Below are 14,075 nucleotides of genomic sequence, written 5' to 3' on the forward strand. Positions count from 1 at the left end.
ATGAGTTATTTAGTAATTAGTTTTTCACATAAAAATTTAGATATTAAACAAAGAGAGAAACTAGCATTTAATAGTGATGAAGAGAAAGATAGATTTATAAAAAAACTTTTGGATTTTGAATCTACAAAAGAGTTGGTACTTTTATCAACTTGCAATAGAGTTGAGATTATTGTAAAAAGTTCAAATGTAAAACAAAGTAGTAAAAATATAATTGAAAACTTAGCAGATTATTCAAAATTAAATTATGAATTTTTATACGATAGAGCTGATATTTACGATAATGATGTTGCAGTTCACCATCTGTTTTCTGTTGCATCAGCACTTGATTCACTGGTAATTGGTGAGACTCAAATTGTAGGACAGTTAAAAGATGCTTTTAGATTTTCACAAGTTAGAAATTACTGTGATCAAGGTATTTCAAGAGTTATGCACTATGCTTTTAAGTGTGCTGCTCAGGTGCGAACTGCTACAAGTTTAGGAACAGGTTCTGTATCTGTTGCTTCAACTGCTGTTGCAAAAGCAAAAGAGCTAGTTGGAGATACAAAAGGTGTAAAAGCACTTGTAATTGGTGCTGGAACTATGAGTGAATTGGCTGTAAAACATCTTTTAGCTTCAGGATTTAGCGTTACAATAGTTAGCAGAGATATTAAAAAAGCTAAAAATCTAGCTTCAACTTTTGAAGAGAATATAGAAGTAGAGCCTTACTCTAAACTTGAGGAGCTTCTTGAGATTATGCCTGTTATGATAACAGCAACTAGTGCACCATATCCAATAATTACTCAAGATAACACTCCAAGCTCAAGTGTAAATAGATATTGGTTTGATATTGCCGTTCCAAGAGATATTGATGAGGATATCTCAATGTTTGATTTAGAAATTTTCAGTGTTGATGATTTACAAGAGATTGTAAACTCAAATATGACACAAAGATCAGCTCAAGCAAAAGAGGCTTATACGATTGTTGGTCAATCAACTTTAGAGTTTTTTGATTGGCTAAAGAGTTTAGATTTAGAGCCACTAATTAAAGATTTGTATCTAAAAGGTGAAAAAATAATTGATAAAAAACTTCAAAATGCTATAAAAAAAGGTTATGTGCCAAAAGATTATGAAGATAATATTAGAAAACTTTGTCAAACAGTTATAACTGAATATCTACACAATCCAGCAAAACAACTTAAAACTATATCAAGAACAAAACATTGTGATTTAGTTGTAAGTTCAGTTCAAAATATGTTTTCTCAAAATGTGCAAGATATAGATTTAAAATGCGAACACTTAAATAAAAATATATAAATTATAGGAAAAAATTAGATGAAATTTAGCAAACTTTTTATACCAACAACAAAAGAGACTCCAAGTGATGCAACACTGCCATCTCATCAATATTTAATCAAAGGTGGTTTTATATCTCAAAATGGTTCTGGAATTTATGATTTTATGCCATTAGGAAAAATTGTTTTAGAAAAGATTAAGAAAATTGTAAAAGAGGAGATGGATGAAGCAGGAGCTTTAGAGGTTCAGTTTGGATTTGTAACACCTTTAACACTTTGGGAAGAGTCAGGAAGAGACCTTACTATGGGAAGTGAGATGTTGAGATTTAAAGATAGAAAAGGTGGAAGTTTTGTTTTAAGCCCAACAAATGAAGAGTCTGTTGTAAATATGGTAAAAAATAGAGTTACTTCATACAAAGATTTACCACTTCATTTGTATCAAATCAACACAAAATTTAGAGATGAAGCACGACCTAGATTTGGACTTATGAGAGGAAGAGAGTTTTTAATGAAAGATGGTTACTCTTTTCACTCTAGCGAAGATGATTTAGTAAGAGAGTTCAATCTTATGGAAGAGGTTTATAAAAAAATCTATACAAAATTAGGTTTAGATTTTAGAGTTGTTGAGGCTGATAGTGGAGCTATTGGAGGAAGTGGAAGTAAAGAGTTTCATGTTCTTGCAAATAGTGGAGAGGATACAATTGTTGTTTGTGACTCTTGCTCTTATGCTGCAAATATTGAAGCTGCTAAAAGAGAAGCAAAAAAATATGTTTTTGAATCAGGGGATCTAAAAAAAGTAGAGACTCCAAACTGTACAACAATTGAAGATCTTGCAAATTTTTTAAATGTAAAAAAAGAGCAAACTATAAAAGCAGTTATAAAAAAAGCAATTTTTAAAGAAAAAGCTAAAATTGTAGTTTTCTTTGTGCGAGGAAGTGATGAGCTTGAAGAGACAAAAGCACAAAATAGTATAGATGCTTTGGAGCTTATTGATGCTGTTGAAGATGAGATAAAAGAGAGTGGTTTAGTTGCTGGATATTGTGGATTAGTTGATTTACCAAAAGATACAATTTTTGTTGTTGATAGTGAGTTAAAAGATTCAAAAGCTATGGTGTGTGGAGCAAATGAAGAGAATTATCATTTGGTAAATGTTGATTTAACTGCAATTGAAAATATAAAATATGCTGATTTAATAGCTGTTCAAGAGGGAGATATTTGCTCTTGTTGTGGCGGAAAACTCTCATATACAAAAGGAATTGAAGCTGGACATATTTTCCAACTTGGAACAAAATATTCAAAAGCTATGAATGCAAACTTTTTAGATGAAAATGGAAAAGCAAAACCATTTATTATGGGATGTTATGGAATTGGAGTTTCAAGATTAGTTGCTGCTGTTATTGAACAAAATCATGATGAAAAAGGATGTATCTGGACAAAAAGTACAACTCCTTTTATGGTAGATATTATTGTTTCAAACTCAAAAAATGAAGATGAGGCAAAAGTTGGTGAAGATATTTATCAAAGCCTAAAAAAATTAGGAATTGAGACTATTTTAGATGATAGAGTAAATGCTAGATTTGGATTTAAAATGGGCGATTTTGAGCTTTTAGGTTTCCCATATGCTGTTATTATTGGAAAAAAACTAAGTGATGGTTTAGTTGAGTTAGTAAATAGAAAAACTTTAGAAAAAGTTGATGTAAAAGTAGAAGAAATTGTTGCAAAAATTTTAGAACTTACAAAATAGGAGTTTTTTTATGGAGATGTCAAGTATAGAAAATGGTGTTGAGATTATAAAAAAAGATTTTTTATCTTTTATTCCTCAAAATATATTAGATACTGCTTTAGAGTACTCATGGTCTATTTTTTTGGCACTTTTAATATTTTTTGTTGGAAAGTGGATTGTAAATAGAGTTGTTAAAGTTTTAGGTAAGTTGTTAAGAAAAATTGATGGAATTGATGAGATTTTAGTTAAATTTTTGGAAAATATTGCTTATTATTCTTTAATCACAGCTGTTATTCTTGCCGCTTTAAATAAACTTGGAATTACTACAACATCGTTTTTAGCAATACTTGGAGCCGCTGGTTTGGCTGTTGGTTTAGCTTTAAAAGACTCTTTAGGAAATTTTGCTTCTGGTGTTATGATTATAATATTTAAACCATTTAGAGTCGGAGATTTTGTAACTGCTGGTGGAGTAACTGGAAGTGTTAGTGAAGTTGGTATTCTTAACTCAGTTTTTGTAACAGGAGATAATCAAAGAATTGTTGTGCCAAATAGTTCAATTACAAGTGGTTCGATTACAAATGTAAATGCTTTTGATACAAGAAGAGTAGATTTAGTTGTTGGTATATCTTATGATGATGATATTAAAAAAGCAAAAGATTTATTAACAAATCTTCTTACATCACATGAGAAAATATTAGTTGACAAAGGCATTACAGTTGCTGTTTCGGAACTTGCAGATAGTTCTGTAAATTTTGTTGTTAGAGCTTGGGTTAATACACCTGATTATTGGGAAGTTAGATTTTTCTTAATAGAAAATATCAAATTGGTATTTGACAAAGAGGGAATTACGATTCCATATCCACAACAAGATGTTCATCACTATAAAAAAGATTAAAATACCAAAAATATTAGAAAATATTTTTGAAGATTTAAAATCAAAACAAGCCAAACCTGTTGTTGTGGGTGGCTGTGTGAGAGATAGTTTTTTAAATAAAGAGATTAAAGATTATGATATTGAAGTTTATAATATAGACTCAATAGATAGTTTAAAAAGTGTTATCTCAAAATATAAAGAGCCAAAACTTGTTGGAAAATCATTTGGAGTTCTAAAACTAAGTGTAGATGACTTAGATTTTGATTTTTCACTTCCTAGAACTGAAATAAAAACTGGCTTTAAACATACGGACTTTGAAATTATTTTAGACTCAAATTTAAGCTACAAAGAGGCTAGTAGAAGAAGAGATTTTACTATTAACTCTATTGGTTATGACTACTTTGAAAATAGATTTTTAGATCCATTTGGTGGAATAAAAGATTTAAAAAAAAGAGAGATAAAACATATAGATGATAAAACTTTTATAGAAGATAGTTTAAGAGTCTATAGAGCTTTGGGTTTTGCTTCAAGATTTAATTTCAAAATATCAAAAAAAACAAAAAAACTTTGTAAAAAAATAGTAGAAAATAAAGAGCTAGAGCATCTGCCAAAGCAAAGAGTATTTGATGAGTTTAAAAAGATTTTTCTAAAATCAAAAAAACCAAGTGTTGCTTTGAAACTTTTTGATGAGTTTAAAATATTTTTTATCTCTTTTAAATCCTCTTATAAAGCTATTGATAAGTTGGCAAAATATTTAAACAAAAACAGTTTTGATGAGTTTAGAAAAATATATCTATTTTTCTCACTTATTTTAAAAAATCAAAAAGAAGATGATATTTTAAATTTTTTGCAAAATATTACAGATGATAAAAATCTAATTAAAAATATTTTAACTCTTTGCAAAAATAGAACAAAACTAGATGAAAAAGAGTTAAAAAAACTATCTTTGGTTTTAAAGTTGCAGGATTTGATTTTGCTTGAAAAGAGTTTAGATAAAAAAGATATTAAAAAAATAGAAAAACTATCTAAAAAACTAGATATTTTTGATAAACCTCTAAAAATTTTGGTACAAGGAAAAGATTTAATATCTTTGGGTTTTAAAGAGTCAAAAGAGTTTAAAGAGATTTTAGACTTTGCTTTAAAACTGCAAATAGAAAAGGGTATGAGTAAAGATGAGATAATTGAAAAGATATTCAATAAATATAACTAGCACTTTTATTAAAAGTGCTAGTTAATTAATTAGTTACCATATACTTTTATACAGTGAGCATTGTAAATTAAATAATTTTTACTAAGAATTTCTTGATATTTTATCTCTTTAATACCACCATTTTTTGCAGCACTTTGTGCAGTGGCATCAAGTCCAGTTGGAATAAAAAAGAAAATACTAGAAACACAAGATTCTCCAGATTTCATTTCGCTAATAGTGCTCATATCAGTTTTTGATATATCAACTATTGAGTTTTGAGAGCCTTTGTATGTACAACCTGTAGTTAAGATTGCAATAGCCAAAATAGCAAATGCTAATCTAAATTTTGAAAAACTTAATTTCATGCTTAATCCTTAAATGTAAAATAAATTTGGATTTTATAAATTTAAAAGTTAATGAAAGCTTAATACTTTGATAATTTAAAATATTTAAGATATAAAATAAAATTTATAAGAAGTAGTAAAGAAAAAATCTTATATGATTCAATACTTTAAAAAAGGAGAAAATATGAAAAAAGTAGTTTTAGCGGCAGCTTCAGTTTTAATGGCAAGTTCATTATATGCAAACAATACAAATACGGGGTGTGGACTTGGTACAATAGTTATTAAAGACCAAAGTACAACAATTATGCAAGTTCTTGCAGCAACAACAAATGGAACTTCTGGAAACCAAACATTTGGTATTACAAGTGGTACATTAAATTGTAAACAACCAGCATCATTTGTATCAAATGATAAATTACACAGATTTATTAATGAAAACATGGATGAATTAGCAATGGATATTTCAGTTGGAAATGGTGAGACTTTAAACACTGTTGCAACTTTAATGAACATTGAAGATAGAGCAACTTTTGCTTCTAAATTACAAGCAAATTTCACTACAATTTATTCAGGTGAAAATGTAAGTTCAGCGGAAGTTATTGACAATATTGCAAAACTTATCTAATTTTTTAAAAAAAGCAACAAATATTTTTATATTTTGTTGCTTTTTTACTTTATCACTACAGTCATCAGATCAAATTCAAGAGTATATTTTAGAAAATAGAGTTTATGAAGATAACTACTTTAAAAAACTTCTTCACTACAAAGGAAGTAGTAGCGAAATAGATTCAACTAACTTTTTTATATCAAAAAATGGAAAATATGATTTAAAAGAGGAGTTATTTGAAACTATAGATGCACTAAAAAGTGGCGAAAAAGATGTTTTGTGTAGATTTCCACTAAGAGTATCTTGGTTGGAAAAAACTATACCAAATTTAAAAGAGCAAATAAAATATTATGAGTGTAAAGAGTTAAATGAGTACAAAAAAGAGTTAGAGGCTAAACATATTACTTTGGTATTTCCAAGCTCTCATATAAACTCACCAGCATCTATGTATGGGCACACTTTTTTACAACTATCAAGCAAAAAAGATGCACCACTTTTATCAAATGCTTTAAACTATGCAGCAAAAACAGATGAGAAAAATGGTTTAGTTTTTGCTTTTAAAGGTGTTTTTGGGGGATATGAAGGGCAATACTCTATATTGCCATATTATGAGAAGTTAAAAACATATAACAATATTGAGCAAAGAGATGTTTGGGAGTATGATTTAAATTTTAATCAAGAAGAGATAGATGTTTTAGTTCTTCACGCATGGGAGTTAAAAGACTCATATGCTGATTATTTTTTCTTTAAAGAGAACTGCTCTTATGCTCTTTTGTGGCTTTTAGAAATTGCAAGACCATCTTTAGAGTTAACAGATAATTTTACTTTTAAAGCAATACCTCTTGATACTATTAAACTAGTTGAAAAAAATGGTTTAATAAGTGGTTCAAACTATAGATACTCAAATCTTAAAAAAATGAAATATATTTTAAATGAAAAGATAGAAAACAAAGATTTTATAGATGATTATATAAACAAAAATCTACCACTAAATGATAATTTATCATTTGATGATAAAATTTCATATCTTGATTTTAAAATAGCCTATACACAATATTTAAGAAGTGAAAAGGGTACAAAAAAAGATGAGTATGTAAAAAACTATTTAAATATTTTAAAACAAAGAAGCCAATACAATAAACCATCTTTTTTTGATATGCAAACTCCAACAAATCCTCTACAATCTCACGGTTCTGCAAGAGCTTCTTTATACTATGATACAAATGATAGTGTTAATTTTACAATTAAACCAGCCTATCATAATATTTACGATTTAGAAGATGGTTACTTGCAAGGTGCTTATATAGACTTTTTTGAGTTTAGTTTACAAAAGAAAAAAGATGAAGATATAAAAGTTGATAAGATAACACTTTTAAAAATAGAGTCATTCTCTCCTAGAGATAAAATTTTCAAGCCACTTACTTGGACTATAGATACAGGATATGAGAAGTTTATAGATGATAAAGACTCTTTTAAAATAAATCCTAGTTTTGGTGCTACTTTTGGAGAAGAGTATGGATTTTTATATACACTTTTAGATACTAATGCATATTTTCTTTCAGATAATCAAGACTACTCAATAGGTGCTAGAGTTGGAGCTGTTACAAACTACTTCAAAGATATAAAGCTAGGAGTTGATTATAGATATGCAAAATATGATAAAGGTTTTGAGAATAAAAAATTTGAAGCATTTTCTACAATAAAACTTATAAAAGATCTATCTTTGAGCTTAAAGTATCAAAACAATGATTTAGCATCAAAGCAAGATATTTTTAAATTTGGTTTAATGTTCTATTTTGTACCTTAATTAGGTTTTATAACCATATTCTTGCTTCCATTTGCTACATGATAAATTATAACACCATATTTTTTTGCATAATACTTTAAAAGTAAAGCTTGAAGTGTTGGTTCATGTGAAGGTGTAAACCAAGCGTTATTTGAAATCATAATCATATTTTTAACACCATTTAGATTTTCAAAAATCTTTTTATTTGTTCCTTCATAGCAAATAGCATTTCTAAACAAAGTATCTTTTATTAAAAAATCTGTTGGTTTATCGGCTTTTGAGTAATCACTAGCACCTCCATAAAACAAATTATTTATTAAATCAACAAAAAATTTAGGCAATGGAATCTCCTCTCCAAAAGGAACAAGCACAACTTTTTTTGCAACTTCAAATTGGTTTTTACTAAAAAAATATGAAGCATTGAAATATCCAAATTCATCTTTATAAATAGATCCAGCAATAATATCAATTTTGTTTGATAAATTTAGTAATCTATCCATTAAAATATGGTTTTCATTTAAAACTAAAGTAAAAATAGTTTCAGGAAGAACTACTACATCATAGTTGTTTTCTATTGCATAATCTATTTTTTCAAATATCTTTTTATTTATTTGTGCAAAATTCTCTTTTTGCCATCTTAAATCTTGGCTTATATTAAATTGGCTTAAATATATTTTTATATCACTATCTTCAACAATATGCTCTTTTTCAAAAATATTTAGTGCAAAAATCAAAGGTAAAATCGCAACTACTCTTAAATTTTTTAATCTAGCCTCTAAAACAATTAAACAAGCAATTAAAATAAGTGCAAAAGCCAAATAAGAGCTTGAGAAGTAAGAGTTTATAAAAACTAAATTTAGTTTTAACCAATCAAATCCAAAAGGTGCAAAAAATAGATACAAAAATATTAAAATAGCTTTTAAATATAGATTCTTAAATACTCCAAGAGCTAAAAATGACACTCCATATGATATAGCTAATCCAAAAATTATAATAGGAGCTAAATAGCTTAAATCATAGTATTGCAAACTAATAGCAAACCACCAAAACCAAAATATTCCTATGAAAAATCCAGAAAAAAACATAACAGCTCTTGAAGCTTTTAAAAGTAAAAAAACTCCTAAAACAGCAATAATAGAATCAACTATTTTAAGCTCAATATTAAAGTGTGCTAAATAGATAAAAGCACTTAAAAGTGTTGAAATAATCAAGCTCTCTATTATAATCTTTTTGCTAAAATATTGGGTTTTTAAAAAAAACATATCTGACTCTTACGTAAAAGGAAATTAAATGCAAGGTGATTTATTAACATCATTACTACCTTTGGTTGCACTATTTGCAATATTCTACTTCTTAATTATAAGACCACAACAAAAACAAGCTAAAGCTCATAAAGATATGATTGCGGCTCTTAAAAAAGGTGACAAGATTGTAACAAATGGTGGCTTAATGGTTGAGGTTGTAAAAGTTGAAGAGACATATTTTGTTGTAAAAAATAGTGATAACTCTGAGATGAAATTAGCAAAAGAGTTCGTAGCTAGACTTTTAGCTGAATAATTTTAGTTTTAAGATATGAGTTTTCATATCTTAAAATCTTTTAAGGATAAATATTGAAATTTTTAAATTTTAAACTAACAATTTTTTTAGTAGCTTTTATATTTGGAATTGTTTTTTCTTTTCCATCTTTGTTTCAAACAGAGTCTGGAAAAAAGGTAAATCTAGGACTTGATTTACAAGGTGGACTTCATATGCTTTTAGGTGTAAATACACATGAAGCAGTAACTTCAAAAATGAGATCTATAGCAACAGCTATAAAACACTTTACAGATGATGAAGAGGTTTTAATAGATGGATTAACTGTTGTAAATGACAATATTATTTTCTCTTTGTTGGATAAAGATGATGTTGCCAAAATGGATAAAATGCTTGAAGAGATAAAAGGTCTATCAATTACTAAAGATAATTTAGAGTATAAAGTAGAGCTAACACAAGAAGAGATAATTAAAACAAAAGATTACTCAGTTGCACAAGCTGTTGAGACTATTAGAAATAGACTTGATCAATTTGGACTTAGTGAACCAACTGTTTTAAGACAAGGTGAGAGTGATATTATTGTTCAACTTCCAGGAATTAAAACAGCAGAGCAAGAGAAAGATGCTAGAGAGTTAATCTCAAAACCAGCAAATCTTGAGCTTATGGCAATAGATGAAAATAGAGCAGATCAAGTTTATAAAATGACAAATAAAGAGGCATCTTTATATGGAGATATTATTTTAGAGGATACAAAAAATCCAAATATAAAATATCTTGTAAAAGAGATACCAATTTTAGATGGTAACCAAATTGTTGATGCTCAAGTTGCTTTTAATCAATCAAATCAACCAATTATTAACTTTACACTAAACTCAAGTGGAGCTAGAATTTTTGCAGATTTTACAGCAAAAAATGTAGGAAAAAGACTTGCAATTGTACTTGATGGAAAAGTTTACTCAGCGCCAAATATAAACGAAAGAATTGGTGGTGGAAGTGGACAAATTAGTGGTGGATTTACAGTACAAGAGGCTGGAAATGTTGCTATTGCACTAAGAAGTGGAGCATTACTTGCAAGTATTAATATGCTAGAGAAAAGAAGTGTTGGACCATCACTTGGAGCTGATAGTATAAAAGCATCTATGATTGCTTTAATATCTGGAACAGTTCTAATTTTTCTATTTATGGTGCTATATTATAGAAGAGCTGGAATGATTGCAAATATTGCTTTAATTGCAAATATATTTATTCTTTTAGCTGTAATTGCACTTTTTGGAGCAACATTAACACTTCCTGGAATGGCTGGTATTATTTTAACAATGGGTATGGCAATTGACTCAAATGTTATTATAAATGAAAGAATAAGAGAGGCTTTAAGAGCAGGAGCTAGTGTGCAAAAAGCTATTGAAGATGGTTACTCAAATGCACTAAGAGCTATTATTGATGCAAATGTTACAACACTTTTAGTTGCAATTGTTTTATATGCTTATGGAAGTGGAGCAATAAAAGGTTTTGCTGTAACTATTTCTATTGGAGTATTAACTTCAATGCTTACATCAATTGTTGGAACTCATGGTATTTATAAAGCACTTTTACCAAAGGTTTCAAAAGATAAAAATAATAAAAAATGGTTTGGAGTGGCATAATGGAAATTTTTAACAACAACAAAACATATAATTTTATGTCAAAAAAGATCTCATTTTTGGGATTATCAACTATATTAATAGTTGCTTCATTTGTTCTTTTATTTACAAAAGGTTTAAACTATGGAATTGATTTTTTAGGAGGTACTACTGTTCAAGTTAAATATGAACAAACTGCACCTCTTGATAAAATTAGAGAAGTTTTAAAGGATACAAGATATTCAAGTTCGAGTGTGACAGAGTTTGGAGCACAAAACGAGGTAATTATTAGATTTACAGGAAGTTCAAGTGATCTTACAAATGATATTAGTGATGATATGAATAAAATTTTAGTTCCAACAGGAGATTTTGAGATTAGAAAAATTGATATGGTTGGAGCAAAAGTTGGAGCAGAGCTTAGAGAAAAAGGTATTATGGCTCTATCTTTAGCCTTAGTTACACTATTAATTTATATTGCTATTAGATTTGAGTGGAGATTTGCTGTTGCTACAGTTATTGGACTTATTCATGATGTTATTATAACTTTAGGATTAATAAGTCTATTTAGCATAGATGTAAATCTTGATATGATAGCTGCAATTCTTACAGTTGTTGGATATACAATAAATGATAAGATTATTGTAAATGACAGAATAAGAGAGAATTTAACAAATGGTAAAGAGAAAGATTTAGATATTTTAATAAATAACTCAGTTAGTCAAACTCTGTCAAGAACGATTCTTACATCTTCAACAACACTTTTTGTTGTGGCTACAATGCTTCTATTTGGTGGAGAGATTATCTATCCATTCTCATTTACACTTTTTGTAGGAATTATAATTGGAACTTACTCTTCAATTTTTGTTGTTTCTCCATTTTTAAAATTCTTAGGATTTAAAATTGATAACTATAGAAGTAAAGAGGCTATTAAAGAGCAAAAAAGAAAAGAGAAAGAGAAGTTAAGAGCTATGTATGAACAAGGAAGAGTTTAACAAATGAAAAGATTAGTAGTAGTTTTTTTAATATTACTAATCACACTTTGTGCAGTAGTATATCTCTTCTTTTTAGAAAAAAATATCAATTTAAAAGATGAAAAAAAAGAGGAAGTTGTTGAAAAAAAAGTAGATACAACACCAAAGAATTCAACAATTAAAGAGAAAAGAGAGGCTATAAAAGAGGCTTTTGGTATTAAATAGAGTCTCTTTTTAGAAGTAAAAATATAAAATATGCACCAAATATATTTAAAGGTGATATAACAAAATTATATAAAATATCATCAAGAAATAGTGATAAAACAGCATTTAAAATATATAAAAACATTAAAAACTTCAATGTAGGATTAACAATCTTTGTTAATATTTCAAAATTTAAAACTTTAATCTTTTGTAAAACAATAACTATAAAAAATATATTAAAAATTATAGATATATATGCAAAATTGCTAAAGCCAATTGAAAGTGTATAGATTTGAAAAAATATTAAAAAAAGAAGAGTAGCTAAAGAGCCAAAACTAGCCAAATTTGATAAAGTTAGAATACTCTTTAAAAAGCAACAAGATGATTTTTTATCCTCTATTTCTAAAAAATCATCTTTCTTATTTTGCTTCATATTTAAAAATTAATTCATCTTTTTAAAGATTGATTCTAAATCCATATCCTCTTCAGATATTGGTTCACCTGTAGTTCTAAGCTCAAATACAACAACTCTTTTATCTTTTAAAGTTGACTCTTTATTGCTTCCATAACCACTTGAGAATAGTTTTTTAGGATTAACTTTATATTTAACAAGCTCTCTAATTACATTATTAGCTCTTGCAGTTGATAAATCAAGAGCATCTTTGTATTTAGAGTTTCTAACTTCACTATCCTCAGCATAACCCTTTACATTTACTTCTGTATCTTCAGGCATTGCTTGAATTAAAGTTGCAAGATTTTCTAAGAAATCTTTTGCAAATATAGAACTAGCTTCTGCTTTTCCACTATCAAAAACTAAATGAGCTGGAACACTTAAAACAGAACCATCTGGAAGCTCTATTAAATTTGCACCTTTATTTCTATTTTGTTCTGCTTCTTGTTGATTCTCTAGTGTATGAACAATAACTTTTCTACCCTCTACATTTTCAGGATCAGCTTGATCAGTCATAGCTTTCTCTTTTTTTGTCTCTTCTTCTATAATATTTGCAGTTGGAAAATTATAGATTTTTATAAACTCCTCTTTTAAAGCTTTTTGTTTCTCCATATTTATAGAAGCCAGTGCATAAAGTGCAATAAAAAGTGCAAGTAAAAGACTCAAAAAGTCAGCATAAGGCACGGCCCATTTTTCACCAGCTGGACACTCTACCTTTTTTTTCTTAGCCATTTATATCCTTAAAGAGGCATAGGAGTTACCATTTTTGTAAGCTTCAATTTAAGCTCACCTGGTGCATCTCCCCTTGCTATTGCTTTACAAGCTGCCAAAATCAAGTATTGCTCTTTTATTACTAAATGCCCTTTTGCTTTTAATTTAACTCCCCAAGGTCCTAAGAAAATATAAGATCCAGCAATTCCCATAACAGTTGCTGTAAATGCTCCAGCAATTCCAGCTGCCATTGCTGGTGGATTGTCAAGTTGTTGAAGAGCAAGAATAAGACCAAAAACAGCCCCAACAAGACCAATTGTAGGTGAAGTTTCACCTGCATGAAGCCAAAAGTGACTAGCCCCGTGATAATACTCTTCAGTAGCTTCAATAACAGGTTCTAGTTGCTCCTCTAGTTGCTCCTCTTTACTACCATCAACAACCATACTTAAAGCCTCTTTTAAAAATGCGTGGTCAATATTTTGAATATCTTTTTCTAATGCTAAAACACCCTGTTTTTTTACAGTAATTGCATATTCAACAAGCTCATCAATTCTAGCTTCAAAATTTACAGGAGATTTTTTAAATATTGTTTTAAACTCCTTAAATGCAGCCTTTACCAAAGAACTTTCAGTAGCTGTAACAGCAGCTAACATAGCAGTTGGAATAACAATTATAAAAGATGCTATATGAAGAACTCCAGCAGGATTTCCACCCTCAAGAGTAACCCCAACAGAGATAGAAGTTAAAGCTCCTATTAAACCAATTAGTACAGATAAATCCATTTATTTTCCT

15 protein-coding genes are annotated in these 14,075 nt (G+C 28.4%); 10 read left to right on the forward strand and 5 right to left on the reverse strand.

Annotated features, from left to right (window positions below; genetic code table 11):
• The 4 genes from hemA to WC168_RS03940 are packed head-to-tail and all read left to right on the forward strand — an operon-like array spanning position 1 to position 5,078.
• Positions 1-1,293, forward strand: a complete 1,293-nt coding sequence (gene hemA / locus WC168_RS03925; RefSeq protein WP_319086919.1) for a glutamyl-tRNA reductase — start codon at positions 1-3, stop codon at positions 1,291-1,293.
• An 18-nt stretch (positions 1,294-1,311) separates the two neighbouring features.
• Positions 1,312-3,015: a proline--tRNA ligase gene (locus WC168_RS03930; RefSeq protein WP_372617658.1), complete on the forward strand. Its 1,704-nt coding sequence runs from the start codon at positions 1,312-1,314 to the stop codon at positions 3,013-3,015.
• Positions 3,016-3,025: 10 nt separating this feature from the next.
• Positions 3,026-3,889 carry a mechanosensitive ion channel family protein gene (locus WC168_RS03935; RefSeq protein WP_372617660.1) on the forward strand — a complete coding sequence of 288 codons (864 nt, stop codon included), beginning with the start codon at positions 3,026-3,028 and terminating at the stop codon, positions 3,887-3,889.
• On the forward strand, positions 3,864-5,078 hold the full coding sequence (locus WC168_RS03940; protein WP_372617662.1) for a CCA tRNA nucleotidyltransferase: 1,215 nt from the start codon (positions 3,864-3,866) through the stop codon (positions 5,076-5,078). The genes WC168_RS03935 and WC168_RS03940 overlap by 26 nt, the downstream gene beginning before the upstream one ends.
• 29 nt (positions 5,079-5,107) lie before the next feature.
• Here the strand turns inward: WC168_RS03940 and WC168_RS03945 are convergent, their stop codons facing one another.
• Positions 5,108-5,422 carry a TRL domain-containing protein gene (locus WC168_RS03945; protein ID WP_372617664.1) on the reverse strand — a complete coding sequence of 105 codons (315 nt, stop codon included), beginning with the start codon at positions 5,420-5,422 and terminating at the stop codon, positions 5,108-5,110.
• Between the two features lie 163 nt (positions 5,423-5,585).
• On the opposite strand from WC168_RS03945, the gene WC168_RS03950 reads away from it, so the two are divergent.
• Together WC168_RS03950 and WC168_RS03955 are read left to right on the forward strand one after the other, a co-directional pair.
• A complete protein-coding gene (locus tag WC168_RS03950; RefSeq protein ID WP_109065849.1) occupies positions 5,586-6,026 on the forward strand; it encodes a DUF3015 family protein in 441 nt (146 codons plus the stop codon).
• Positions 6,001-7,815 (forward strand): DUF4105 domain-containing protein, encoded by a 1,815-nt coding sequence (locus WC168_RS03955; RefSeq protein WP_372617666.1) that lies wholly within the window; start codon positions 6,001-6,003, stop codon positions 7,813-7,815. The genes WC168_RS03950 and WC168_RS03955 overlap by 26 nt, the downstream gene beginning before the upstream one ends.
• Here the strand turns inward: WC168_RS03955 and WC168_RS03960 are convergent.
• Positions 7,812-9,056 (reverse strand): apolipoprotein N-acyltransferase, encoded by a 1,245-nt coding sequence (locus WC168_RS03960; RefSeq protein WP_372617668.1) that lies wholly within the window; start codon positions 9,054-9,056, stop codon positions 7,812-7,814. The two genes, WC168_RS03955 and WC168_RS03960, sit on opposite strands and share 4 nt — an antisense overlap.
• 28 nt (positions 9,057-9,084) lie before the next feature.
• On the opposite strand from WC168_RS03960, the gene yajC reads away from it, so the two are divergent.
• From yajC to WC168_RS03980, 4 genes are read left to right on the forward strand one after another with little or no spacing between them, the layout of a single operon-like run.
• The gene (yajC, locus tag WC168_RS03965; RefSeq protein WP_066162545.1) at positions 9,085-9,351 is read left to right on the forward strand and encodes a preprotein translocase subunit YajC; all 267 of its coding nucleotides are present in this window, start codon (positions 9,085-9,087) and stop codon (positions 9,349-9,351) included.
• A 53-nt stretch (positions 9,352-9,404) separates the two neighbouring features.
• Positions 9,405-10,970 (forward strand): protein translocase subunit SecD, encoded by a 1,566-nt coding sequence (gene secD, locus WC168_RS03970; RefSeq protein WP_372617671.1) that lies wholly within the window; start codon positions 9,405-9,407, stop codon positions 10,968-10,970.
• On the forward strand, positions 10,970-11,938 hold the full coding sequence (gene secF / locus WC168_RS03975) for a protein translocase subunit SecF (RefSeq protein ID WP_372617673.1): 969 nt from the start codon (positions 10,970-10,972) through the stop codon (positions 11,936-11,938). The genes secD and secF overlap by 1 nt, the downstream gene beginning before the upstream one ends.
• Positions 11,939-11,941: 3 nt before the next feature.
• Positions 11,942-12,142: a hypothetical protein gene (locus WC168_RS03980; protein ID WP_066162536.1), complete on the forward strand. Its 201-nt coding sequence runs from the start codon at positions 11,942-11,944 to the stop codon at positions 12,140-12,142.
• On the opposite strand, the gene WC168_RS03985 is transcribed toward WC168_RS03980, so the two are convergent.
• From WC168_RS03985 to motA, 3 genes are read right to left on the reverse strand one after another with little or no spacing between them, the layout of a single operon-like run.
• Complete coding sequence (locus WC168_RS03985; protein ID WP_066162533.1) at positions 12,135-12,554, reverse strand: hypothetical protein; 420 nt, start codon at positions 12,552-12,554, stop codon at positions 12,135-12,137. The genes WC168_RS03980 and WC168_RS03985 overlap by 8 nt on opposite strands.
• Positions 12,555-12,563: 9 nt before the next feature.
• Positions 12,564-13,304, reverse strand: coding sequence for a flagellar motor protein MotB (motB, locus tag WC168_RS03990; RefSeq protein ID WP_372617675.1), 741 nt, complete (start codon positions 13,302-13,304; stop codon positions 12,564-12,566).
• A gap of 8 nt (positions 13,305-13,312) precedes the next feature.
• Entirely contained in the window at positions 13,313-14,065 is a 753-nt protein-coding gene (motA, locus tag WC168_RS03995) for a flagellar motor stator protein MotA (RefSeq protein ID WP_066352535.1), read from the reverse strand.
• Positions 14,066-14,075: the final 10 nt, after the last annotated feature.

The sequence above is a fragment of the Aliarcobacter sp. genome, assembly GCF_041672065.1.
GTDB classification, from domain to species: Bacteria; Campylobacterota; Campylobacteria; order Campylobacterales; family Arcobacteraceae; genus Aliarcobacter; species Aliarcobacter skirrowii.